Source organism: Micromonospora sp. IBHARD003, assembly GCF_056106285.1.
The window spans coordinates 6835944-6858967 of the sequence record NZ_JBWBBX010000001.1; the positions used below are offsets into that span (position 1 = coordinate 6835944).

Annotated in this window: 15 protein-coding genes, 1 pseudogene and 3 riboswitches; of the genes and pseudogenes, 2 read left to right on the forward strand and 14 right to left on the reverse strand. The window is 69.4% G+C overall.

Features of this window, described 5'->3' with window-relative positions; genetic code table 11:
• Positions 1-69: 69 nt before the first annotated feature.
• Positions 70-1440: a sugar transferase gene (locus ACTWOL_RS29960; RefSeq protein ID WP_474299968.1), complete on the reverse strand. Its 1371-nt coding sequence runs from the start codon at positions 1438-1440 to the stop codon at positions 70-72.
• 884 nt (positions 1441-2324) lie between these two features.
• A pseudogene (locus ACTWOL_RS29965) lies at positions 2325-2471 on the reverse strand (CorA family divalent cation transporter); the annotation flags it as partial.
• A 312-nt stretch (positions 2472-2783) separates the two neighbouring features.
• Here ACTWOL_RS29965 and ACTWOL_RS29970 point away from each other — a divergent pair.
• Positions 2784-4157 (forward strand): hypothetical protein, encoded by a 1374-nt coding sequence (locus ACTWOL_RS29970; protein ID WP_474299969.1) that lies wholly within the window; start codon positions 2784-2786, stop codon positions 4155-4157.
• Positions 4158-4405: 248 nt separating this feature from the next.
• Here ACTWOL_RS29970 and ACTWOL_RS29975 read toward each other — a convergent pair whose 3' ends face one another.
• The 6 genes from ACTWOL_RS29975 to ACTWOL_RS30000 all read right to left on the reverse strand — a co-directional run bounded on the left by ACTWOL_RS29975 (position 4406) and on the right by ACTWOL_RS30000 (position 12793).
• The gene (locus ACTWOL_RS29975) at positions 4406-5005 is read right to left on the reverse strand and encodes a DUF6461 domain-containing protein (protein WP_474299970.1); all 600 of its coding nucleotides are present in this window, start codon (positions 5003-5005) and stop codon (positions 4406-4408) included.
• Between the two features lie 512 nt (positions 5006-5517).
• Positions 5518-6354 (reverse strand): ECF transporter S component, encoded by an 837-nt coding sequence (locus ACTWOL_RS29980; protein WP_474299971.1) that lies wholly within the window; start codon positions 6352-6354, stop codon positions 5518-5520.
• Entirely contained in the window at positions 6351-8003 is a 1653-nt protein-coding gene (locus ACTWOL_RS29985; RefSeq protein ID WP_474299972.1) for an ABC transporter ATP-binding protein, read from the reverse strand. Before ACTWOL_RS29985 ends, ACTWOL_RS29980 begins: the two co-directional genes overlap by 4 nt.
• Positions 8000-9175, reverse strand: coding sequence for an energy-coupling factor transporter transmembrane component T (locus ACTWOL_RS29990; protein ID WP_474299973.1), 1176 nt, complete (start codon positions 9173-9175; stop codon positions 8000-8002). Before ACTWOL_RS29990 ends, ACTWOL_RS29985 begins: the two co-directional genes overlap by 4 nt.
• 4 nt (positions 9176-9179) lie before the next feature.
• Entirely contained in the window at positions 9180-10100 is a 921-nt protein-coding gene (locus ACTWOL_RS29995; RefSeq protein ID WP_474299974.1) for a hypothetical protein, read from the reverse strand.
• Complete coding sequence (locus ACTWOL_RS30000; protein ID WP_474299975.1) at positions 10097-12793, reverse strand: prenyltransferase/squalene oxidase repeat-containing protein; 2697 nt, start codon at positions 12791-12793, stop codon at positions 10097-10099. The genes ACTWOL_RS29995 and ACTWOL_RS30000 overlap by 4 nt, the downstream gene beginning before the upstream one ends.
• 369 nt (positions 12794-13162) lie before the next feature.
• A riboswitch (cobalamin riboswitch) is annotated at positions 13163-13293 on the forward strand.
• Positions 13294-13403: 110 nt separating this feature from the next.
• Between ACTWOL_RS30000 and ACTWOL_RS30005 the strand changes: the two genes are divergently transcribed.
• A complete protein-coding gene (locus ACTWOL_RS30005; RefSeq protein WP_474299976.1) occupies positions 13404-14807 on the forward strand; it encodes a hypothetical protein in 1404 nt (467 codons plus the stop codon).
• A gap of 73 nt (positions 14808-14880) precedes the next feature.
• Here the strand turns inward: ACTWOL_RS30005 and ACTWOL_RS30010 are convergent, their stop codons facing one another.
• The 6 genes from ACTWOL_RS30010 to aceA all read right to left on the reverse strand — a co-directional run bounded on the left by ACTWOL_RS30010 (position 14881) and on the right by aceA (position 23020).
• Positions 14881-15369 carry a DUF4430 domain-containing protein gene (locus ACTWOL_RS30010; RefSeq protein ID WP_474299977.1) on the reverse strand — a complete coding sequence of 163 codons (489 nt, stop codon included), beginning with the start codon at positions 15367-15369 and terminating at the stop codon, positions 14881-14883.
• 144 nt (positions 15370-15513) lie between these two features.
• Positions 15514-15629: riboswitch (cobalamin riboswitch) on the reverse strand.
• A gap of 194 nt (positions 15630-15823) precedes the next feature.
• Positions 15824-16090: a hypothetical protein gene (locus tag ACTWOL_RS30015; protein ID WP_474299978.1), complete on the reverse strand. Its 267-nt coding sequence runs from the start codon at positions 16088-16090 to the stop codon at positions 15824-15826.
• Positions 16091-16281: 191 nt separating this feature from the next.
• Positions 16282-18600 carry a 5-methyltetrahydropteroyltriglutamate--homocysteine S-methyltransferase gene (gene metE, locus ACTWOL_RS30020; RefSeq protein ID WP_474299979.1) on the reverse strand — a complete coding sequence of 773 codons (2319 nt, stop codon included), beginning with the start codon at positions 18598-18600 and terminating at the stop codon, positions 16282-16284.
• Between the two features lie 170 nt (positions 18601-18770).
• Positions 18771-18991: riboswitch (cobalamin riboswitch) on the reverse strand.
• Positions 18992-19180: 189 nt separating this feature from the next.
• On the reverse strand, positions 19181-20050 hold the full coding sequence (locus ACTWOL_RS30025) for a 3-hydroxybutyryl-CoA dehydrogenase (protein ID WP_474299980.1): 870 nt from the start codon (positions 20048-20050) through the stop codon (positions 19181-19183).
• Positions 20047-21639, reverse strand: a complete 1593-nt coding sequence (gene aceB / locus ACTWOL_RS30030; protein WP_474299981.1) for a malate synthase A — start codon at positions 21637-21639, stop codon at positions 20047-20049. Before aceB ends, ACTWOL_RS30025 begins: the two co-directional genes overlap by 4 nt.
• A gap of 97 nt (positions 21640-21736) precedes the next feature.
• On the reverse strand, positions 21737-23020 hold the full coding sequence (gene aceA, locus ACTWOL_RS30035) for an isocitrate lyase (RefSeq protein ID WP_474299982.1): 1284 nt from the start codon (positions 23018-23020) through the stop codon (positions 21737-21739).
• Positions 23021-23024 lie beyond the last annotated feature (4 nt).

Consider the following 23024-nt stretch of genomic DNA (forward strand, 5'->3'; position numbering starts at 1 on the left):
CCCCAGGCAGGCCTTCCCGGCCTGCGGTCGGCGCTCCGGCGGGACCGTCCAGTTGCAGTCCCCAGCGCATCAGTAGGCCCCCTGCCCGTAGAGCACCGCACGCAGCGTCTTCCACAAGATCACTGTGTCCAGGGCGAGCGACCAGTCCTCCACGTACCGCAGGTCCAGCCGGACCGCCTCCTCCCACGACAGGTCGCTGCGTCCGCTGATCTGCCACAGGCCGGTGAGCCCGGGCTTGACCAGCAGCCGCCGCCGGATGTCCGGACCGTACGCAGCGGACTCCTCCGGTAACGGAGGCCGCGGACCGACGAGCGACATCGATCCGGTGAGCACGTTGAAAAGCTGCGGGAGCTCGTCGATCGAGTACCGGCGCAGCACTGCTCCCACCCGGGTCACCCGCGGATCCCTGCGGAGCTTGAACAGCAGGCCGGCGCCCTCGTTGCGGTCGGCCAGCTCGGCACGTGCCCGGTGGGCCCCGGCGACCATGGTGCGGAACTTGAGAATGGTGAACTCGCGGCCGTCCTTGCCGACTCTGCGCTGTCGGTAGAACGCCCCACCCCGACTGTCCATCAGCACGAGCAGCCCGACGAACACCATCAGCGGCGCGAACAGCACCAGCAGGATCGCCGCGCCCATCCGGTCGACGACCCCTTTGACCGCGCGGCGGCCACCGGTGAAGGTCGGCATGCTGACCCGCAGCAGCGGGATCCCGAGCACCGCGTCGACGTGCAGCCGCGGGCCGGCCACCTCCATCAGCACGGGGGCCACGACCATCTCGGCGTCGCTGCCTTCGAGGTTCCAGGCCAGCCGCTGCAGCCGGTCCGGTGACCAGTGCGGGTCCGGTGTGACCGCGACGACACGGTAGCCGCCGCGGCGGACGTGGCCCGCGACGTCCGCCAGTGGGCCGACGACCGGCACTCCGTCCAGTTGGTCACCGTCGAGCCCGAGACCGTCCGTCGTGCACACCGCGTCCACCCGCCAGCCGAGGTGCGGGAACTTGCGGGTTCGGACGATCAGGTCGCGCACGGTGGCCGGACTTCCGGCAGCGAGCACCGGTCGCAGGCATCGTCCTTGCTTACGCTGTTTGTGCAGCCCGAGGCGCAGCAGATACCGCGCGGTCATGGTGACGAGCGCGATCGCGGGGATCGCGACGAAGATCCAGAGCTTGATGTTGCGCGAGGTGAGGGCGATCCCGCCGAGCGCCAGCACGACGGTCGCCGTGAACAGTGAGCGTCCGAGCCGGCGGAATTCCTCGGCGCCCTGGCCGAGCACGGCCGGAGCCCACGCCCGGCTCACCACGAGCGCCCCCAGCACCAGCAGCTCGGTGCCGAATGCGAGGATTCCCCACTTCTCGTGCCAGTTGGCCGCGTCCCGCGCCCCGAAGAAGTTGCCGATCGCCGCCACCACGAAGGCGGTGGCCACGGTGTCGCTGGTGATCACGGTACGGCGGTACCGCTGCTCCCAGTCGATCGCGGGCTGGCTGATCGCCCCGTCCGCCAGACGCCCGCGCGCTGACGGAAACGGGCTGACTAATCCCCCTTGCCGCACAGAACCCCCCAGGTTCCCAGTGGTTCGACGTGCTCGCCTAACACTGTTCCTCCCCCCGGGAGGCCCCCGCCCCCCGTACTGTTCCTCCCCTCGGGAGGCCCCCGCCCCCCGCGCCGCGCTGTTCCTCCCCGCGGGAAGCTCGTCCCGCGCATGACATCCCGGCTAGTGCAGAGCTACGTGAACGACCCACTCCGGCGGCAGCGGACGCGCATGTCCTGCCAGACTCTCGAGGTGCGCGGGAACCCGTCGAAACCCCGGATGCTCCCCGCACCCAAGGCCCGTCTCGGGCGCCAAGAATTGATCACCCCCACGTCTGGCGCCGGGGATGCGACTGCTGGCATTCCGTAGCGCCGGACAAATAGATCATTATTGGTCGCCTCGTTCGAACAGCCGAAGCACGATCAATCTAGACCATCAGGGGCCGGTATGAAGAGAGGATGTAGGTAATTTGTGCTTAGCTTTGAGACTCGCTCCACCGGCCGGTGATGGCCCCCGGGTGCCCTGACACCACCACGCGCTCCAGCAGCCCGTCCGGCCCCCGTGCGCGGCCTGTGCGGTGGTGACGGGCGAGCCGCAACGGGCCCTCTGCAGAGGCCAGTTCGGCTGGACTCGCCCTGAGCGGAAAGTGGCCGGCGGGCAACGCGTACTCGCGAAAGGCCGTACGGCGCTCCTCAAGTGCCGCTCATTCTCCTGCTATCCGTATTCTCTCCAGGGCGGGAGCGGGCCAGAAATGATCATTTGTGTTCGGGAAGTGATCTTTGCCCGGCGGCTCGTTGCTACAGCCAGTCGCGCTTCTTGAAGACGAAGTACAGGCTCACACAGACGAGCCCCATCAGGCCGATCGCCAGGGGGGACCCGAACCCCCAGTGCTGCTCTGGCACGTTCTGGAAGTTCATGCCGTAGAGGGTTCCCACGAGTGTGGGTGCAAAGAGGTTGGTCCGGAGCTGCCGCTGCTGGTACTCGACGTGCCCTGCTGCACTCCGATCTCAGCGAACAGGTCTTCCACAGCCCGCAACGGTTGATCGGCCAGTTGGTGATGGAGGTCGTTGAAGCGGGCGAGCTGCCGCGGTACCGGACGGACCCGGCGGAGGTCCGGAAAGCTTACGTTGACCACGACAGCGTCCCCGGTGAGCGACCCTTCCCGCTCACGCACGACGGAGCCGGCGTGAGAGCCCGTCAGTAGAAGTGGACAATTCGGTTGTGAGCGTCTGGGCCTGTCGGTCAGGGTGTCGGGGTTGATCAGCTCCGATCAACACCTACATGAGAGGCTCAAGGTGTTAAAACGTGCGCTCGTTTTCGGAGTCGTCGCCGGGATGCTCGCCCTCGGCGCGCCGTCGGCTCCGGCCGTCGGTATCTACGCCCCGGGCCCAGGGCCCCTCAACGTTTCCGCACATCAGAAGGAAGCCCAGCCTGAAGGTGCTTCGCGTGAGGCGGGCTGGAGTAACTGCGATGAGGCGAAGGCCAAGAGCGAGGCCGCAGTCCGACGCGGGCCCTACGGCTGTGTGACGCGGCTCGCGCCGCCGAACCGCCAGGTCGCTGTGCGTACCACCGGCAGTGGCGTTGCGGCCGTTCCACTGCCGACCAATGAGTGCACCGGCGATGAGGACGGCAAGTGGCACGCGCTGCGAACGATGCAGTGCCAAATTGACCCCAACGTGAAGTTCACCTACCGCGACGGCAAAGGAAAGGAGCTCGGGACCGCTCTGTTCGCCATCGGACAGCAGATGGACCTCGACACCAGGAACCTGGCGTGGAGCGAGACAGACCAAATTGTGCTGCTGAAGACGACCGGCACGCTCCCTCCCCTGAGCTTCACATGGACCACCACCTGCGCGCCGACCTGCAACCCGGGTAGCACCACCGTGTGGAACAGGCAGACGGCAGTGATGGGACAGCTCCTGAAACAGAGCTACAAGATTGCCGACAAGCCAGTGATCAACCCTGCCACCGGCCGAGGGACGAAGTACGACTACCTTGACGTCGGCTACAAGCTGGACATCGTTGCGGCCGGGGCCATCCCGACCACCCCGCCCATCAGCTGGGACGCAGAAGTGCGCTGCGACGAGAAACTCTCCGTCGTGGACAGCGCTGGCTGCGTCGTTCCCTGGTTCGCCCCGACTCTGTTCGTCAGCCGTGCCGAGTACGGGTCGTCTGCCGACATGATCGACTGGGCGCAGAAACACCTCTCCGGACACTGGGGACTCCGAGGCATGGGGCAGCCACTCCACCGTCTTCAGAAGGACAGCGATCAAGCGGCCAACCGCAGGGCAATCTGCGGTACGACAAAATTCACCGCGGACCCGGCCGTGACCGACGACTCTTGTGACGAATTTCCCTTCGCTGGGACCTATGAGAGTGGTGCCTTGAGCGGCATATCACACGGCAAGGACTGTGCCCAAGTGACTGCGGCCAAGAAGGCCACCACTGGCGAACTCGCCAAGGACTGGCCCACCGTGACCCCGACCGGCTCCCCGACAGGCCAGGAGAAATGCGTGCGGGGGCACATACCCCGCAAGCTCAATACCGACCTCGGCGGCTCCTACGGTGTCTTCGTCAAGAACACCCGACTTGCTGACAACGATGGATTCTGGCTGAAGGTCATCAGCTAAGGGCCGTCCCGCAATACCCGCCGGGCGCACGACGACAGCTACGGCGCTCCCCCAGCTACCGCTGGGAGCTACCCCCCACGCTGCGTTGTCGAAGCACCCGAATACGCCCAGTATGAGCGTGCCTCTCCGCCTTGCGATGCTTCCCACGGCCCGTTGGGCCTGGGGAGGCCCCATGCATCTGACGCCGCGCGCTGGTCCGCCCGGTATTGCGGACAGCCCTTAGCGATAACCGGGACCGCTGCCGATGGTCAGTCCGCAACCACGTGCACGACGACCGTCGGCAGCGGCCCCGCAACGGCCTCCGTGTCCACCGCCAAACCGAAACCATCTTCCAGCGCTGTGAGGGCCAGCTCCGGTGAATAGGGATGCTTCTCCTCACTCTCTTCCTCGTCTTCATCGCCTTCGTCGAAGAAGCCCACCTGCTCCAGTGCTGTGTCAAGCTGCTCCGGGGCCACGCCGTGTGCTCGCTCATACATCCACGCGTCACACGCTGCGAGGATCTCCCCGTCGCGAGCATGCGCGATGCGCGTCGTTCCGGCTAGCAGGCTGTAGGCGGACAGCGCTTCGGTTCCCAGCGAGAGCCGCTTCAGCACCGCGCTCCGATGGGTTACTCCCATCTGTGGAGCCACGTCGAAAAGGTACAACCAATCCGTCTCCGGGTGGTCGTAGATCCGCACCGCCCAACTGTCCATCCCTAAATGCTCAATGGCATTGTCGATGCGGTACTCAGGCAGCGTCCCCATGTCCTCGGCGCCCAAGCGACGCAACACCTCCGCCTGCCCCACCCCGCGAACCGCGGTCACACAGAACCACTCGTCGCCCAGAGCACCAAACAACGTGGAAGCCATCAGCCACTCCATCACTTCAACCAACTCAAGCAGTCAATCGCAGGTCACAGTACCGGTGCCCATCACAACGTGGCGCGTATCCAAGCGACGTCACGCGGGCGAGCTGTCCCGCACGACGCCTACCGTGTTTCGGGTTCCCACGAGTGTGGGTGCAAACAGGATGGCCGCCCACGCAGAAATCCTCTTGAAGTCCTCGCCCTCACGCCGTTGAACTGCGGAAATCGGCTGGATAGGCACTCTGGCCTGAGGAGGTCGGTCTTTCCGGCCCTCTCGTCGTGCTTCCCGCCTATGCGGCCGATCCTTACCCAGCCGCTCCCCAACGGAGCTTCATTCTCCCCGGCTTCTCCCCGGAGAAGGCTGGCCCTGACGCAAGTTCGCTGCTGGTCGGGACCGTGATCCGTGACGATGACAGGCGACGCCACGTAGTGGCAGCGGGGCAGGGGAGGACGTTCCGCTGTTTGCTCGGCTGTGGAGAGTGAGCCCGCGTGGGCGTCATTCTGTGGAAGGCCGGATCATGGGTGATCAGCGTCGCGGTCCTGCTTGCGCGCGAATCGGACCGGTGCGTGGAAGCGGGCTTTGCGGGCTGCGCGTCGGAAAGTTGTCAGGACGGCTGGTCCGGCGAGGCAGATGCAGACGAAGTTGGTGACGGCACGGCCGGTGTCCCATCCGAGGGAGGTGGCGAGGTCGAAGGCGACGTACCGTTGCCACTGCTCGGTGAAGGGCAGCCCCGGCAGGTAGGCGATGGAGCTGCCGGGATCTACCGCGAAAGGCCAGAAGGACAGATTGAGCAGGAAGCCGAAGAGGTAGCCGGAGAGGGAGCCGTAAATGGCGAGCATCAGGACTTCGCGGCGTCCGGTGGCTTTGGGGAGGAGTCCGGCGAGCATGCCGACGAAGGCGCAGCCGAACATCTGGTAGGGCATCCAGGGGCCGACGCCGCCGGTGATGAGCGCGGAGGCGAAGAGTGAGGTGCATCCGAGGGTGAAGCCGAAGCCGGGGCCGTAGACCCTCCCGGCGAGTACGAGGATGAAGAAGACGGTCTCGATACCGGCGGTGCCCGCTCCGAGCGGGCGGAGCGCGGCGTTCACGGCGGAGAGCACGCCGAGCATCGCCAGTGCCTTGGAGTTGATGCCTCCTTCGGAGATCTCCGAGACGACCACGCACAGGACGAGGATGAGCAGCGCGCCGAAGATCAGTGGAGGTGCGTAGTTGGATCCGAACGTGCCCGGCGCCACGACGAACGGCCAGAAGAACGCGACGACTCCGAGGAACGCGGCCAGGGTGATGACGACTCCGGCGCGTGGTGTGAGGCGGATGGCGGCGGTGCGAGGCGGAGGGGCGAGGTCCGTCATGAGGCGTCCTCGCCTTCCGTCAGCGCGGTGTCGACCTGGACGGGTGTGAGGTAGGGCAGCGGCGCGAGAACCTTCGCCACCTGGGGCGCGAAGACCGGTGACGCGACGATGACTTCGGCGGTCGGACCGTCCGCGACGATGTCGCCCTCGGCCATGACGACGACGCGATCGGCGGCTTGGGCGACGAACTCCACGTCGTGGGTGGAGACCACCACGGTGCGGCCTTCGGCGGCGAGTTCGTCGATGATGCGAATGAGCTGGGACTTGGCTCGGTAATCGAGTCCTCGAGTGGGTTCGTCCAGCAGGAGGACCCCGGGCGCCGCCGACAGCTGGATGGCGAGGACGAGTGCGAGCTTCTGTCCCTCGGAGAGGTCACGTGGGTGGGTGGCGTCGTCTATGCCCGGAGCCAGACGATCGAGTATCTGCCGTGCGGTAGGGACCGTGCCCGTGTCGGTGGCGGATTCCGTGTCGGCCTGGGCCAGCTCCTGCTTGACGCTCTCCAGAAAGAGCAGGTCGGTCGGGGTCTGCGGGACGAGCCCGACGAGGCGCCTGGCGCCTGCCGCGGTGGCCTTGCGCGGGTCCGCCGACTCACCGCCCCCGAAGGGGGTGACCTGTACCTTGCCGGCCTGACGCGGGCCCGAGCCTTGGAGGGCCCACAGCAGAGAGGACTTGCCCGATCCGTTGCGTCCCATCAGCGCGGTGACCTCCCCTGCCCGCAGGCGCACGTCGACCCCGCGTACCGCGGGCACGCCCTGGTACGACACGGTGACCCCGCCCGCGGTGAGAAGTCCGGGCCGGGAGCCCGTGACCGGTCGGCGGACGGCGGGCACCCGTGCATCCGCGAGCCGGGAGCGCAGCGGTGCTGCCGCTCGTCGCGCGTCGCGGATCGACAGGGGGAGGGGCTCCCATCGGGCGGTGCGGCCCAGCTCGACGATGGGCGGGGCGATGGAGGAGGTGCGGAAGATCTCGGCGGGCGGTCCGGATACGACCCGGCCGTCACCGGGGAGGTGGATGATGCGGTCGGCGTACTGGACGACGCGCTCCAGGCGGTGCTCGGCGAGCAGTACCGTGACGCCGAGGTCGTGTACGAGTCTGGTGACCGCGGCCAGGACTTCCTCGGCGGCGGTGGGGTCCAGGGCGGACGTGGGTTCGTCGAGGACGAGGACGCGGGGGTGGGCGGTCAGGACCGAGCCGATGGCGACGCGCTGCTGCTGTCCGCCGGACAGTTCGTGCAGGGCTCGATGGCGCAGATCGGCGAGCCCGAGCAGGTCGAGGGTCTCCTCGACGCGTTTGCGCATCACGGCCGGGGGCACGGCCAACTGCTCCATGGCGTAGGCGAGTTCCTCCTCCACCGTGTCGGTGACGAACCCGTCCAGCGGGTCCTGGCCCACCACTCCGACCACGTCCGCGAGTTCGCGGGGCGGATGGTCCGCGGTGTCGCGGCCGTCGACGGTCACCCGTCCGTAGAGCGTTCCGCCGGTGAAGTGCGGTACGAGGCCGTTCACCGCTCCCAGCAGGGTCGATTTGCCGACGCCTGTGTGACCGACGACGAGGGCGAGTTCGCCTTCCTCGATGGTCAGGTCCACGTTGCGCAGTACGGGTGCGTCGGCCCCGTCATAGACCACGCTGACCTGGTCGAAGGTGATCACTTTGGTTCCTGGGTGGGCAGTGCGGACAGGGCGTGAGGTGTCGGTGGTGGCGCCAGGAACCCGGCGCTGCCGGCCAGCAGGATCGCGGCTGCCGGTACCAGGGGCAGGGTCGGCCAGCTCAGCGGATAGATCGAGGGATTGAGTTCCGCCGCGTTGAAGCCGGTTCCGCCGAACAGGACGACCGCGGACAGGAGTCCGCATCCGGCCACGGCCCACTCGGCGAAGAGCCAGGGGTCCGGCCGGTACGAGGTCCGGGTGACCCGCCGCCCTCCGAGACGGAGTCCGGCCACGCACAGGGCGGAACCGGCCAGCAGTGCGGGGAATCCCAGGAACCGGGGCGCGGTCGCGTCGAGCAGACCGTACGCCCCGGCACACAGCCCGCACATGCCCGACAGCATGAGGGCTCCGGTGAGCCGGCGGGACCGCGGGGTGGCCGATCCGGCTCGACCGTAGCCCCGGGAGTCCATGGCCGCTGCCAGCCGCAGCGACCGTTCCAGCGCGTCTTCGAGCACGGGGACGACGATCCCGCGCAGGGCACGCAGACCCTTGGTGCGCCCTGCGCGCAGCCGTCGCGCCCGATGTACGCGCTGCACGCTCTGCACCAGTTGGGGCGCGACGCTGAGCGACACCGTGACCGCGACGCCGAGTTCGTACAAGGCGCCGGGTAGGACCCGCAGGGCGCGTTTGGGGTTGGCGAGGGTGTTGGCAGCGCCGATGCAGCACAGCATGCAGGCGAGCCGAAGTCCGTCCGTGGCGGCCGAGAGCAGTGCTTCCAGGGAGATGGGTCCGCCGATCTGTATGCCGGCGTACCAGTCGGGGGTGGGTATGCGGGGGAGTGAGAAGAGGAAGTGGTCGTTCGGGGTGATGCCGGTGGCGAAGACCGCGCGGAAGACGACGCGGATCGCGACGACGGTGAGGGCGAGGTAGAGGTAGTACTTGAAGCCGCGTGCCCAGGGCGCCTCGGTGCGGCGCATGGTGATGACGTAGCCGAGTACGGCGAGGACGAGGAACAGCAGCAACGGGTTGTTGGTGCGGCTGACGGCGGTCGCGAGGGCGAGGGCCCATATCCACCAGGCCAGCGGGTGCAGCGAGCGGGGCAGGCGCCGCCCTCGCGGGTCGGGAATGGCGGGTTCCGCAGCCTGGGGCCGCGCGTCCGTGGTGGTACGGGGCACCCGGCTACTCCGCACCGCGACGGCGGCGTTTCGCGGCGAGGCCCGCCGCCCCCAGGATCAGCAGCACCAGGGCGGTGGTGCCGACGACTGGCAGCACCGAGCCGGTGTTGTGTTCCGTGTCCGCGGCGGGCCCCGCGTCCACGACCTTCGGGCCGCCGCCCGGAGCAGCGACGGCGGATGGTGATGCCGGTGAAGCGGAGGGTGCGGCGGAGGTGGAGGCAGACGCCGAGGCTGACGGGCTCGGCGACGCGCTCGCGGAGGCCGTCGCCTGAGGGGTGGTACGCGGCGGGGTGGCAGGTGGCCGGTCGGCGGGGGTCTCCGGGCGGTTCCCGGAACCGTTCCCACCCGGCTTGGTGCCGGAACTGCTCCCGGTCGGGCGGGTGTTGTGCGCGCGGAGCTGGTCGGGGGTGACCTTGGGACGCCCGCTGGTGCCCTCGACATTCGTCCCGCCGAAGATCCACAGATCGACGCTGCCGGGCTTGGGTTTGTAGCTCATCGCGCCCAGCTGACTGTACTTCCAGTCGTTCTCCCCCGCGTCGGCGTGCCAGTACGACCAGTACGCGGAGGCGGGCGGGGTGAGGACGCAGTCGTCCTGCTGGGCGGTCGGATACTGCTTGCCGCCTTGGTGGCCGCTGTAGCCGATGCGGCAGATGAATGCCGGGCCGTCGTGCCCGGTGCCGGTGGTGCGCCACCCGCCCTGGTTGAGCAGTTCGTAGCCGGTGGTCGGGGTCGTTCCGCAGGAGCGGTAGACCGGGCCGCCCCAGTGGCTGAAGTCCACCGCCAGCACCACCCCCGATGACGTGGTGCACCTGCCGATGGGCTGGGATGCGGCGACGGCGAGCCCCGGTGTTCCGTACGCGGATGCCGCCGCCAGTCCCAGAGCTGTGGCCGCCCGCGCCGCGCTGCGTATCGCCCGCCGCGTCACCTTCCACCTCCGGCCGTGCGACGGCTCCTGGCCGCCGCGACGAGACGCCACCCGGCGAGGGCCAGTACGACGGCTGCCGCGGTGAGTGCCCCCACCTGTACACCGGTCGACGCCAGGGCGCCGCCGCCACCGGAACCGGGGGCGCCGTCCGTGCCGGCGGCCCCGCCGGTGGAGTCACCAGGGGTGACGATGGCGGGGACGGAGCCCGAGGGGGCGGGAACCGGCTGCGGGGCGGTTCCGGCGAGGCTCCGTTCGAGGCGGGCGAACGAGATGCCCGTGGCGCCGCCCACCGCCTGGGCGGAGGCACGCACATCCGACCCCGGCTGCCCGCCCTTGGTGACGTTGAAGCCGCCGTCCGTGTTCTGCTGGGAGGCCAGGAACTTCCGGGCCTTCGCGATCTGGGCCTGGTACGTCTTCGCGTCGAGGAACAGCCCCTGGACCGCGAGTGCCGCTGAGTTCACCGAGTTGCCGGAGGCTCCCGGGAAGCCACCGTCCTTGAGCTGCTTCCCCGCGATCCAGGTGAGTGCCTTGTCGACGGCCTCGTCCGCCTCGTCCCCTCCGACCAGTTCAAGGGCCATGGCGGCCATCGCGGTGGAGTCGACGTCGGAGTCCTTGGCCGAGGGGATCAGGCTCGGCCATGCTCCGGACGGCTGCTGGAGGCTCATGAGGTAGGCGATGGGCTCCTGGGCGGCGTCCTTCTCGCCGGCCCGCACCTGTGCCATCACTCCCAGGACCTGGTCGAAGACGGAGTCCGCGTAGCGGTAGTTGCCTTTCGCCGCGCATGAGCGGTCACCCGGCTTGCCCGGGGCCCGGCACACGGCCCTGGTGAGTGCCGCGATGAGGTCCTGCCCGCCGAAGTTCCGGGGGTCTCGTCCGACGGCCTCGGCGAGCAGCGCGGTCTTGCCGATCGAACCGCTGTCTGCGTGCGCGGTTCCCGCACCGGTCCAGGCGTGCACACCGCGGCCCGTGCCGTCTTTGCCGCCCTTGTCGAGGAAGTCCACGATGTTGCGGAGCGCCGCGTTGTCATGGCCGGTGGCCGCGAGGGCGTAGGCAGCGTCGATCGTCAGGCCGTAGTCGGCGAACGCGCTGCCCGGGGCGTTCTCGTACCAGCGGCCCTGCTTGAGCCGGGCGGGGGCCGTCAGGTACTTCACACCCTTCTTGAGGTCGGGCCCGTCTCCGGGTGGGGAGGCCGGGGGAGGGGTGGACGGATCCGGGGAGGGCTTCGGTGGCTCGGGCTTCTTGACGGTCAGCGTCACCAAGTCGGTGCCGGAGCCGGCGAGCACGGCGGGGGTGGTGGCGTAGAGGAAGGAGTCCGTGGCGCCTTCGTCGAAGCCGAATCCGCCGTCCTTGATCTGCCGGCCGGCGAGCCACGCGACGGCCGCGTCCGAGCGGGAGGTTTCACCGAGGGCGCGCAGGGCCTGGGCGGCGAGGGCGGTGGCTGGAACGCTGCCGGTGGTGGAACCGGTGTAGCCGGGGTAGGAGCCGTTGCCGAGCTGCGCCTTCCGCAGGAAGTCGCGGGCACCGGCCACGGCGTCGGTGTGTCCGCCGGCCTTGTGAAGGACGAGGGTGACCAGACCGGTGGACGCCGGTTCGCTGTCGCAGTTCTCACCTGGCCGGATCAGGATGCTGGTGAAACCGCCGTCCTCGCACTGGAGCTGCGTCAGCCGGGTCACGGTCTCGACCGGCGGCTGAACGCCGCCGCGCAGCAGAGCCAGCACGGCGAGCGCCTGGCCGTCGCCGTAACCGGCGTTCAGGAAGTCGCCCTTCGCGGTGCAGCCGGGCTTGGGGCCGCTCTCCGGACCCGAGTCGCACACGTGCGCCGTGATGTCGGCCAGAAGGTCGTGGCCGCCGAACGCGCGTGGGTCGCCTTCGGTGATCACGGCGAGCAGGGCGAGCCGGGCGGCGGCCGCCGGGTCCGGAGCCTGGTCCGCTCCGTTGGGGTAGGCGTAGGCGCCACTCTGCCCGGCGAGGAACGCCGTCACCTTGTCCAGTGCCGCGCTCTTGCCGTTGGCCGCGGCGAGCGCGTAGGCCGCTTCGGTGGTGAGGACGTAGTTGGGGGTGTCCGCGCCCTCGTCGACGACCCGTTCGCCGTCGGTGAGTCTGCCGGTGATCCAGCGCGCGGCGGCGGGAAGGTCGATGTCGGCGCTGGGCACAGTCGGGCCGCCGGGGTCCGGGGTGCCGCCACCGGCTGCGCGTACGTCGTCCGGCGAGAAGGCGGGCCGGCCGGTGCTGCCGTCGACCTCGGTGCCGCCGAACACCCAGGCGTCGACGTCACCGGCCTTCGGCATACGGCTCATGGCACCGAGCGGGCTGTAGGTCCAGCTGTTCTGGCCGGGCGAGGCGATCCAGTAGGACCAGTACGCCGTGGCCTGAGGGGTGAGCCGGCAGTCCTCCTTGTCCGGGGTGGGGTACTGCTTGCCCGAGTCGAACGGGCCGTAGCCGATCCGGCAGATGAACCCGGGGCCGTCGTGCTCGGTGCCCGTGGTGGTGAAGCCGCCTTCGTGGAGCAGGTCGTACCCCGTCGTGGGAGTGGTGTCGCAGCCGCGTTCGAGCTTGCCGCCGAACGGTCCGAAGTCGACGGCGATGATCGCACCCTTGGTGGCCGTACAGCCCTGGATCGGGTCGGCGACCGCGGGCGTCGACCCCATGACGAAGGACACGCCTGCCAGGAGGGTCAGCACGAGAGCCGACATCAAGGAGATCGCTCTCGCGCTCTTCGCCCTGCGCTCTGCTGCTCTTCCAGTCCTCACCGCGGGCCCCTCGTGTCGGCCGGGCGGACCTGCGCGTGGCTGGAGGCCCCGCACGGGGAACACCGTCGGGGCTGGTCGAACCACGCCGTAGACCGCGACGGCGCTTGTCGCTGAAGTGCTGCCCAGCCCAGGCATTCCGGCTCACACGCGGATGGCGTGCCTACGGTTGCGGGTCAGCGCCGGAGTTCGACCGGCTTCCCCTGGTACTGAGTGTGTATCAGCCGGATTGCAACACGCTTGTGGGCGCATCGTCAAGGTCTCGTGAACCAGTCTGGCCACGCCCACCCCGGGTCAAGTACGCGGCACTGGCAGTCTGTTGAGCTCTCGGGTAGCGTCATGTGCTGCCACATGGGGGAACCTGGTGAGAATCCGGGGCTGACGCGCAGCGGTGTGGTATCGGCGAGGAGCCGGTACCGAGCCCGAATGCCCAGGCGGCGAACACCACAGGAAGCTGTTACCACGCGTTCGGACGGCGGCCACCACTCCTCCGCCGTGCGTCCTTCCGGCGAGACCGAGGCGCGGGCCGGCGTCCCCCTACTCTCAGGAGCAGGCCATGGGCCGAACCCGCATGATCCGCCGCACCTCGCTGACAGCCCCCCTGACGATCGGGGCACTCGTCCTCACGGTCTCACCGGCATCCGCCACCGCCACACCCGCGCAGATCACCACCTCCAAGACGAACGGCATCGCGTACCTCAAGACCCTGCAGGCCGCAGACGGTTCCTACACGGGACTGAGTGAGTGGGCGTACACGGCCTTCGCCGCGGCCGGCACCGCCGCGGCGGACGTCACCCCAGGCGGCGACGCCACGAAGAACGCGCGCAAGGTCTACAGATCGAAGCTGTCGGCAGCGGGCTGGCCGTCGGGCTCGCCCGTCGTCACGGACTACGAGCGTGCCACGGTCAACGCCTACGCCGCGGGCATCGACCCCGCCCGCGTCGCCGCACACCGGAATCTGATCGCCGACATCTACGGTTACTGGCAGACAGCCGAAGCCGGCTACTTCGGACCCTCGGCGTACTACAACGGCACCGTCTTCGCGGCCCTCGCCCTCGGCGGAGCGAAGACCCAGGCAGGCGACCAGCGGGTGCCGCAGGCCCTGCTGGACAAGGTGGTCACCCGGATCCGCGCCAACCAACACAACGACGGCGGCTGGAACTTCAGCAAGGCCGAAGGCAATCCCTCGCAGCTCGCCGCGGCCGGCGACATCGACATGACCGGTGCTTCCATGGCCGCGCTGTGCGTGTCGGGCGTCCCTGCGACCGACCCCGACATCGTCCAGGCGAAGGCGTTCCTCAAGAGCAAGCTCGTCGTCGGATCGGGCGCCTTCAATGCCATGTTCGGTGTGAACACCAACTCCAATGGATGGGCGGTATCCGGGCTGAACGCCTGCGGAATCAACCCCCAGACCGGTGACTTCCTCACCGCCGCAGGCAAGACTCCGCTGGACTTCCTCATCGGGCAGCAGTTCAAGCCGGGCGGCGGCTTCAAGTACCTGCCGGGCGACACCGTGCCCAACGCCTATGCCTCGGTCGACGGCCTGCGCGCGGTCGCGGGCGGCGGTTTCACCTCCGCGCCGCCGACTCCGGTGAGCGCGGGCGAGAGCAAGTGGGTCGCGCAGGGCGGCTTCACCGCCGGGACCGCGGCCAAGCTGGCGCTCACGGTCGACGACGGCACGGGCAACCTGAAGGTCTGCGCGGTGTCCTTCACCCCGACCGGTACCACCACCACCCTGGGCGACGTGCTCACCGCCGCCATCGCGGGCTCGGCCCCCTCCGGATGCGTCACGAGCGTGACGCCGTCCTCCGGTACGGACACCATCACGGCCGTGAACGGCAAGGCCAACAGCGGCGAGTCGACGTGGAAGGTCAGCGTCGATGGCTCCGCGTTCGCATCGGCCGCCCGTAACAAGGTGATCAGCGTGGGCGACACCATCGCCTTGAAGTACGGCAGCTGACCGGGGGAGGCCCGGGTGCTCGCGGTGTACTTCCCACCGCGGGCCCCCGGCGCCGCACATGTGTGGCGAAGGGTCAGAAGGCGGTCCAGGTGAACGCCACCTGGTCGCCGGCCTTCAGCGTGAACTGGCATCCGCCGACCGGTGTCGGCGTGCCGTTGACGGAGATGCTCCAGTAGGCGGAACCGCCGCCACTCACCTTCTTGATGGTGTCGACGGAGAAGTCGTCGAACGAGTCGTACCAGGTGCCGTCCCACGTGAAGTGTCTCTTGCGCGCGGCATCGTCAAGAGCGGCCGTCGGAGTGGGCACCTTGGAAGGGTTGGCTCCGCCGTTCGTGCCATCGCACTTGTGGGTACCGCCCGTGGCCGTGGTGACGTCGTGCCCCCTGGTCTTGATCCTGCCCTTGAACAGCAGCCCGTCGGGACCCTGCACGGTGAGGGACACCTTGATCGGAGCATTGGTGCGGGGCGCGGGCTTGGCGTGGGCGACCGCCGGAGCGGCTCCCAGAAGGAGGCTGACTGCCGCGGTGGTGACGACCGTGCGGCGGCCGAGGGACTGGCGCATGGAGTGCCTTTCTGAAGGATCCCGGTCTGCTGACCGCGGCTCCCTTCCCTCCCGCGCGCGCCCACCCGACCGGCACCCAAGGGGCGCGGACAGAGGCCCGCGGACCGGGGCTCCGGGCTTCGCGCTGCAGACCATGGCAGTGGGAAGCGTGCTGCTCGCACACCGGGCGCTCCGACTCGCGGCACAGCGGTGCCGCACACGGTTGCAGGTCAGCGCCGGATTCCCACCGGCTTCCCCCAGCTGTGCATGCAATTCGGTTGTGTGCCCGGGTGTTGGTGCCCGAGCAAGAGAATCCTAGAGCGCCTCAGACGTGACGTACCACCACTTCTCCGCATCGTCTGACGGTTCCCTTCACGATCTCCCCTGGCAGTGTCCGCGCGTTCCCACCGGTGCCCGGAGCCTTCCCCCGCACGCTTCGGCGGCACTGGAGACCCCGGGCACCACGGGTACACCCTCAGCCGCCGTCCGAGGGGCCTCTCAGAGAACGGGCGAGGGCGAGGTCGTCGTCCAGGGCGCTGAGACGGACGGGATCGCGCGCGTCGTCCAGGACGACGGCACGGATCACCGTTCCGACGACCGCCGCGGAGTCGCCGTCCAGCCGGCGCGGATCCTTGGCGTTGTCGATGAAGCCCGGTGTTCCGTCCGGCAACTCGACGTCCAGCCCCCAGGGCCGGACCGATACGACACGGGCGTCGTATTCCTGATGGAGCATCGAAGACATCCCACGCATCCTCTCGCGAGTTGGGTAGAGCGGTGTGACGCCGTACAGCCTCTCCGGAGGCGGCAGGGGCCACCTCCCCGCACGGAGCGCAGCGCCCCCGCACGGAGTGCAGCACCTGTGCCAGGACCTCCGATCTCCGTACCGCGCGCGGGCCGGGACGCTTGCGGCGTCCCGGCCCATCGGTTGCGCGGTCAGGAGGCGGGCAGCTCACCCCGGACGGTACGGGCGGCGGCGACCAGGTTTTCCAGGGACGCGCGCGTCTCGGGCCAGCCGCGGGTCTTCAGGCCGCAGTCGGGGTTGACCCAGAGCCGTTCGGCGGGGATGGCCCTGAGGCCGGTGCGCAGCAGTCCTGCGGCCTCCTCGGTGCTGGGGACGCGCGGGGAGTGGATGTCGTAGACGCCGGGTCCGGCCTCGCGCGGGTAGCCGTGCGAGGCGAGTTCGCGGGCGACCTGCATGTGCGAGCGTGCGGCTTCCAGGCTGATGACGTCGGCATCGAGGTCGTCGATGGCCTGCACGATGTCACCGAACTCCGCGTAGCACATGTGCGTGTGGATCTGGGTGCCCGGCCGCACTCCGGCGGTGGTGAGCCGGAACGCCTCGGTCGCCCACGCCAGGTACGCCTCGCGGTCGGCGCGCCGCAGCGGCAGAGTCTCACGCAGCGCGGGCTCGTCCACCTGGATCACCGAGGTCCCGGCCGCCTCGAGATCGTGCACCTCGTCGCGCAGGGCGAGGGCGACCTGGCGGGCAGTGTCTCCCAGCGGCTGGTCGTCGCGGACGAAGGACCAGGCGAGCATGGTGACCGGGCCGGTGAGCATGCCCTTGACGGGGCGGTCGCTCAGCGACTGGGCGTAGGACGTCCAGCGGACCGTCATCGGCTGGGGCCGGGAGATGTCGCCGGCCAGGATCGGCGGCCGGACGTACCGGGTGCCGTAGGACTGGACCCAGCCGTGCTGCGTGGCCAGGTAGCCGGTGAGCTGCTCGGCGAAGTACTGCACCATGTCGTTGCGTTCGGCCTCGCCATGGACGAGGACGTCGATGCCGGTCTTCTCCTGGAAGGAGATGACCTCCTGGATCTCCGCCTTGATGCGTTCCTCGTAACCGGCTGTGTCCATGCGTCCCGCGCGCAGGGCGGCGCGTGCGGTGCGCAGTTCGTCGGTCTGCGGAAAGGAGCCGATGGTCGTGGTGGGCAGCAGCGGCAGCCGGAGGTGGGCGCGCTGGGCGGCGGCACGCTCGGCGTACGGCTGGGAGCGGCGCGCGTCAGCGTCCGTCACGGCCGCGGAGCGGGCTCGCACGGCCGGGTCCCGGGTGATCGGAGATCCCGCGCGGGAAGCGAGATCGGCGCGATTGGCGGCAAGTTCGGCCGTGATGGTGTCGGTGCCCTGGGCGAGGCCCTTGGCGAGGGTGACGATCTCGGCGGTCTTCTGCTTGGCGAAGGCCAACCAGCGCCTGATCTGCGGCTCGATGTCCTGCTCGGCGGCGGCGTCCAGCGGGACGTGCAGAAGAGAGCAGGAGGCGGCCACGTCGACCCGGTCGGCGAGTCCGAGGAGGGTGCCGAGCGTGGACAGCGACTTCTGCAGGTCGTTGATCCAGATGTTGCGGCCGTTGACGACACCGGCGACCAGGCGCTTGCCGGGCAGTCCGCCGACGGCGGCCAGGGCGTCCAGATTCGCGGCAGCCGCTTCGGTGAAGTCCAGCGCGACGCCATCGACCGGTGCCTTGGCCAGGACGGGAAGCGCGTCGCCGAGGCGGTCGAAGTAGGAGGCGACGAGCAGCTTGGGCCGGTCGGTCAGCGCGCCGAGGTCGCGGTAGGCACGCTCGGCAGCGTTCAGCTCGGCCGGGGTGCGGTCCTGCACGAGCGCGGGCTCGTCCAGCTGCACCCACTCGGCTCCGGCCGCACGCAGGTCGGCGAGGACCTCGGCGTAGACGGGAAGCAGCCGGTCGAGAAGGGTCAGCGGCTCGAAGCCCACGGGTGCATGTGGGGCGGGCTTGGCGAGCAGAAGGTAGGTGACGGGGCCGACCAGCACGGGCCGTGCGGCGAGTCCCTGGGCGAGGGCTTCCTTCAGCTCGGCGACCTGCTTGGTGGAGTCGGCCGTGAAGACGGTGTCGGGGCCCAGTTCGGGGACCAGGTAGTGGTAGTTGGTGTCGAACCACTTGGTCATCTCCAGCGGAGCGACCTCCTGTGTGCCGCGGGCCATGGCGAAGTAGCCGTCCGTCGCGTCGGTGCGGACGGCGGCGCGGTGCCGCTCGGGGATCGCGCCGACCATGACGGTGGTGTCGAGGACGTGGTCGTAGTACGAGAAGTCACCAGTGGGCACCTCGTGGATGCCGGCGTCGGCGAGCTGTCGCCAGTTGCTCCGCCGGAGCTCGGCGGCGGTGGCGTGGAGGGCTTCGGCGGTGACGTGGCCCTTCCAGTAGCCCTCGATCGCCTTCTTCAGTTCCCGGTTCGGGCCCTGGCGGGGGTAGCCGTACACGATGGCACGTGCTGCCGCGGCTGCGGACTTCGCTGTCACGGAGATCTCCTTCGCGAGATGAATCCCTGAGATCCCGGAGACGGGACGAGGGCGCGAAGGGAATGACGAACCGGACGGCCACGACCCCGCGAGGCAAAGGCACGGTCGTTCCGTCTGGTGTGTACGCCGACCCGCCCTCGAGGTCACCGGGATGTCCACGTACGGAACGGTCCGCACGCGGGCAGTTGGCAGGTCTTCGGACTCATGGGCACGCCCCCTCTCCGGAGGACACCTACTGGCCGTCGCTTCCCAGACCCGGTACCTCGGACCCAGTGCGTATGACGGCGGTCGTTCCCACTCACCGCTGCGGGGCAGTCCCGGATTCCCACCGGGTTCCCTCTTACGACACCCCGCCTGGCGGACGGGGCGAACCAGCTGCTCCGGTCAGCCTACGGGGTGGCGTAGCAAAGGGAAGAGGGCCGTCCAGCATCCGGAAGGTGAGAGGGGAGCACGCCGGAGGCGGAACGCGGAGGGGCGGGAAGCGCCGCACCTGTGCTTCCCGCCCCTTTCCCAGTCGCGCCGCGCGGGACCCTCACCCCTGCGGCGGTACGGGCCCCTCAGCCCGCGTCGTACCAGGCCCTCAGCCCTGGTCGTACATGTGGAACCCCCGGCCGGTCTTCCGGCCGAGCATCCCCGCCTGCACCATGCGCTGGAGCAGAGGCGGCGGGGCGTACAGGGGTTCGCGGAACTCGTCGTAGAGGGACTCCGCGATGGAGGCGACGGTGTCCAGGCCGATCAGGTCGGCGAGCTTGAGCGGACCCATGGGGTGGGCGCAGCCCAGTTCCATCCCGGTGTCGATGTCCGCGGCGGTGGCGAAGCCGGATTCAGCCATTCGGACGGCGGAGAGGAGGTAGGGAACGAGCAGGGCGTTGACGACGAAGCCGGCCCGGTCCTGGGAGCGGATGACCGTCTTGCCGAGCGCGCGTGCCGCGAAGTCCTCGACCACGGCCGTTGTTTCGGCCGAGGTGTGCAGCGAAGTCACCACCTCGACCAGTGGAAGTACGGGGACAGGGTTGAAGAAGTGCAGGCCCACGACCCGGTCCGCGCGGGATGTCGCCATGCCCAGCCGCATGATCGGCAGGGAAGAGGTATTGGAGGCGAGCACGGCCGCCGGATCTTCAATGATCTTGTCGAGGGCGGCGAAGACCTCGGTCTTGGCGTCCGGGTTCTCGATGACGGCCTCGATGACGAGCTGCCGGTCGGCGAGGTCGTCCAGGCTGCCGGTGAACGCTATCCGGGCGAGCGCGTCCTGCGCTGCCGTCCGCTCCAGCTTCCCGCGCCGCACCGCCCGGTCCAGCGAGGCTGCGACCCGGTCGCGGGCGGTGCGGGCGGCGACCGCGTCCGCCTCGCAGACCACGGTGTCCAGCCCGGCCCGCGCGCACACCTCGGCGATACCGGCCCCCATCTGTCCACCGCCGACCACGCCGACGCGTGCGATGCCCGCGCTCACGCCTGTACCTCCGGCCTGCGCACGAGGTGACGGGTGTAGGCGTCCGGCGTGAAGAACAGCGGCAACTCGCGGCTCAGCGCGATCCGTTCGAAGAGCGAACGGATGTCGTCGACAGGCGCCCACGGGTACTCGGCGCCGACCGCAGCGATCTCGTCGTCGACGATCTTCTCGACGGTCTCCCGGTCGATCACCCGGTGCCGCAGCCACTGCCAGATCTGCACCCGGGCGATCTCGGCGGTGGCCGCGTCCTCCATCAGCCCGTCGATGGCGACCGCGCCCTGGCCACTCAGCCACGCGGCGTAGTACCGCAGTGCGACGGAGATGTTGGTACGCACACCGTCCGGGGTGGGCGGGCCGCTGATCCGTCGCACCGACAGCAGGTCGGCCGCAGTCACGTCCACGTCGTCGCGGGTGCGGTCGAGCTGGTGGGGGTGGTCGCCGAGAACACCGTCGAACACGTCGCGGCAGACGGGGACGAGTGCCGGATGGGCGACCCATGAGCCGTCGAAGCCGTCCTCGGCCTCCCGCTCCTTGTCCAGGCGGACCTTGGCGAATGCCGCTTCGTTCGCGGCCGGGCCCTTGCCGGGGACCTGTGCGGCCATGCCGCCGATGGCGTGGGCGCCGCGCTTGTGGCAGGTGCGGACGAGGAGTTCGGTGTATGCCCGCATGAAGGGCGCGGTCATCGTCACCTTCGCGCGGTCGGGAAGAAGGAAGTCGGTGCGGTGCCCGAAGGTCTTGATCAGACTGAACAGGTAGTCCCAGCGGCCCGCGTTCAGTCCGGCGCTGTGCTCGCGCAGCTCGTAGAGGATCTCCTCCATCTCGAACGCGGCGCTGATCGTCTCGATGAGGACGGTGGCGCGAACGGTGCCCTGGGGTATGCCGAGGAGGTCTTGGGCGAGGACGAACACGTCGTCCCACAGCCGGGCCTCGTAGCGGTTTTCCAGCTTGGGCAGGTAGAAGTACGGGCCGTTGCCGGCGTCGATCTGCCGCTGGGCGCAGTGGAAGAAGTACAGGCCGAAGTCGACGAGCGCGGCGGGCACCGGGCTGCCGCCGTATTCCAGGTGCTCCTCGTCCAGGTGCCAGCCGCGCGGGCGGACCATGATGGTCGCGAGCCGGTCACCAAGCCGGTACTCCTTGCCCTCGGGCGAGGTGAAGTCGATCCGGCGCTCGATGGCGTCCAGCAGGGTGAGCTGCCCGCCGACGACGTTGTCCCACAGGGGCGCGGTGGCGTCCTCGAAGTCCGCCATCCACACCTTGGCACCGGAGTTGAGCGCGTTGACGGCCATCCGGAGCTCAGGCGGACCGGTGATCTCCACGCGGCGGTCGGTCAGTCCGGGCGCGGGCGGCGCCACCCGCCAGGTCGGATCGGCGCGCACGGCTGAGGTGACCAGCGGGAAGTCGAGCGGGGAGCCCGTCGAGAGGCGGATGGCCTGCCGGCGCCGCTCCTTCAGGAGTTCCAGCCGGCGCTCGCCGAAGGCAGCCACCAGGCTGCTCACGAAGTCGAGGGCGGCGGGGGTGAGGATCTCGTCGTGCCGGTGACCGGGCGCGGCGAGGACACGAAGCTGCTGGGTGAGTGCGGTGGTGGTCATCTGGCTCTCCTGAGGGGTGGGAGCGGAGGGGGACGGAGACGGTTCGTCCCCCTCCGCTGGCCGGGGTCGGCCGGACGCGGGGCATCGGCTCAGTGGCCTAGTGGAACTGCTCTTCCTCCGTGGACCCGGCCAGGGCGGTGGTGGAGGAGGCGGGGTTGACGGCGGTGGAGACCAGGTCGAAGTAGCCGGTGCCGACCTCGCGCTGGTGCTTGACGGCGGTGAAGCCGTGGGCCTGCGCGGCGAACTCCTTCTCCTGGAGATCGACGTAGGCGGTCATCCCGTGCTCGGCATAGCCACGGGCGAGGTCGAACATGCCGTGGTTGAGGGAGTGGAAGCCGGCCAGCGTGATGAACTGGAACTTGTAGCCCATCGCGCCCAGCTCGCGCTGGAACTTGGCGATCTGGTCGTCGTCCAGCGCGGCCTTCCAGTTGAACGAGGGCGAGCAGTTGTAGGCCAGCATCTGGTCCGGGTACTGCGCGTGGATGGCCTCGGCGAACTCCCGGGCCTGCTCCAGGTCGGGGGTGCCGGTCTCGACCCAGATGAGATCGGCGTACGGCGCGTAGGCCAGACCGCGGGCGATGACCGGGGCCATGCCGTTGCGGACCCGGTAGAAACCCTCGGCGGTGCGCTCCCCGGTGACGAACTCGGCGTCGCGGTCGTCGACGTCCGTAGTGAGCAGGTTGGCGGCCAGCGCGTCCGTGCGGGCGATGATCACGGTCGGCACGTCGGCGATGTCGGCGGCGAGCCGGGCCGCGTTCAGGGTGCGGATGTGCTGCGAGGTCGGCACCAGGACCTTGCCGCCGAGGTGGCCGCACTTCTTCTCGGAGGCGAGCTGGTCCTCGTAGTGGATGCCCGCGGCACCGGCGGCGATCATCGCCTTGGTCAGCTCGAAGGCGTTCAGCGGGCCACCGAAGCCGGCTTCCGCGTCGGCGACGATCGGCGCGAGCCAGTCCGTGGTGTCGCCGGCGTTCTCGGCGGTCGCGATCTGGTCGGCGCGCAGCAGCGCGTTGTTGATCCGCCGCACCACCTGCGGCACCGAGTTGGCAGGGTAGAGGCTTTGGTCGGGGTAGGTGTGGCCGGCCTGGTTGGCATCGGCGGCGACCTGCCAGCCGGAGAGGTAGATGGCCTGGAGTCCGGCCTTGACCTGCTGTACCGCCTGGCCGCCGGTCAGCGCGCCCAGCGCGTGGATGTAGTCCTGCTCGTGCAGCTGACGCCACAGCCGCTCCGCACCGCGCCGGGCGAGGGTGTGCTCCTCACGGAGGCTCCCGGACAGCCGGACGACGTCCTCGGAGCTGTAGGTGCGCTCGATGCCCTGCCAGCGCGGGTCGGTGGCCCAGCGCCGCGCAAGGTCCTTGGACGCCTGCGTCCTCGCTTCTGCCATGACT

Excerpts from the sequence above, each read along its gene's own strand:
- ACTWOL_RS29975 (WP_474299970.1), bottom strand. The coding sequence starts at position 5,005 with ATGGCTTCCACGTTGTTTGGTGCTCTGGGCGACGAGTGGTTCTGTGTG.
- ACTWOL_RS29980 (WP_474299971.1), bottom strand. The coding sequence starts at position 6,354 with ATGACGGACCTCGCCCCTCCGCCTCGCACCGCCGCCATCCGCCTCACA.
- ACTWOL_RS30000 (WP_474299975.1), bottom strand. The coding sequence starts at position 12,793 with ATGTCGGCTCTCGTGCTGACCCTCCTGGCAGGCGTGTCCTTCGTCATG.
- ACTWOL_RS30005 (WP_474299976.1), top strand. The coding sequence starts at position 13,404 with ATGGGCCGAACCCGCATGATCCGCCGCACCTCGCTGACAGCCCCCCTG.
- ACTWOL_RS30010 (WP_474299977.1), bottom strand. The coding sequence starts at position 15,369 with ATGCGCCAGTCCCTCGGCCGCCGCACGGTCGTCACCACCGCGGCAGTC.
- ACTWOL_RS30015 (WP_474299978.1), bottom strand. The coding sequence starts at position 16,090 with ATGTCTTCGATGCTCCATCAGGAATACGACGCCCGTGTCGTATCGGTC.
- aceB (WP_474299981.1), bottom strand. The coding sequence starts at position 21,639 with ATGACCACCACCGCACTCACCCAGCAGCTTCGTGTCCTCGCCGCGCCC.
- aceA (WP_474299982.1), bottom strand. The coding sequence starts at position 23,020 with ATGGCAGAAGCGAGGACGCAGGCGTCCAAGGACCTTGCGCGGCGCTGG.